This window comes from Flavobacterium psychroterrae, assembly GCF_018380615.1.
GTDB classification, from domain to species: Bacteria; Bacteroidota; Bacteroidia; order Flavobacteriales; family Flavobacteriaceae; genus Flavobacterium; species Flavobacterium psychroterrae.
The window spans coordinates 1-1,057 of record NZ_JAGYVZ010000076.1; the positions used below are offsets into that span (position 1 = coordinate 1).

Below are 1,057 nucleotides of genomic sequence, written 5' to 3' on the forward strand. Positions count from 1 at the left end.
TACCACTAAATAACAATATTATTGAGTATGACTAAGAATATTATGTAAAGTAAATTCGATATAAAGAACTGGTAATAATACAATTACGTTGTTTTTTTTTGCATAATATTTTGATTTGCATAAACAAGAGATGCGGAAGTACGCACAACGTCACAGCAAAAACAAGTCGTGAACTTTTCAGTAGCCACCAACGATAGCTACCGCAATAAACAGGGCGAACGCATAGAGCAGACAACCTATTTTGATTGCTCCTACTGGATAACGCCGAACGTTGCCAAAATCTTGACCAAAGGCACATTGGTAGAACTATCAGGCAGGGTAAGCACAAGAGCGTGGACAAGCAATGACGGAGAAGCAAGAGCAGGTCTGAATTTCCACACCTCACAAATCAAATTGCACGGAGGTAGCAGAAAAACGGAAACTGTACAGGCTACTGCACAAGCCGAAAACAACAAGGTTACAGCACAGGGAACAGAGGACGACCTCCCATTTTAACAACGAGTATTCAATCATTTTTTAACATCAAAATTTTAGCATTATGGCACATAATATCAATTTCAACGAGAGAACAGGACGTTATTCATTCTTTAGCGTACAACAAAAAGCGTGGCACGGTTTGGGGCAAATCGTGGAGCAATACCCGACAAGTGAGGAAGCTATCAAACACGCAGGGTTAGATTACGAAGTCGTAAAAGCACCTTTATTTACCAAAGGTTCGGGCATTATCGAAACCGCAAACGGTATAGAAATAGGCAGTAGCGAATTGGAAGTACCCAACTATTTCGCCAACATACGTACCGATAACAATACTGTATTGGGTATAGTGGGCAAAGATTACCACATTGTACAAAACCGTGAAGCCTTTAATTTCTTTGATGCTATTGTAGGCAGTGGTGAAGGCATTCTATACGAAACCGCAGGAGCATTAGGCAATGGTTATGGAAAGTAAAGAATAATGTAAAGTAGAATATGACTAACCATTACTTTTGTGATAATTAAGACATTCTACTTTACATTATATCTTATTTAAAATTCTTGAGCCATTCTAAAAGATTTT

General features: G+C 38.5%; 2 pseudogenes. Both read left to right on the top strand.

The annotated features are described in order from the left end of the window. Window positions 1–123: 123 nt before the first annotated feature. A pseudogene (locus KHA90_RS25090) lies at window positions 124–495 on the top strand (single-stranded DNA-binding protein); the annotation flags it as partial. 43 nt (window positions 496–538) lie between these two features. Next, window positions 539–937: pseudogene (locus KHA90_RS25095) on the top strand (DUF932 domain-containing protein); the annotation flags it as partial. Window positions 938–1,057 lie beyond the last annotated feature (120 nt).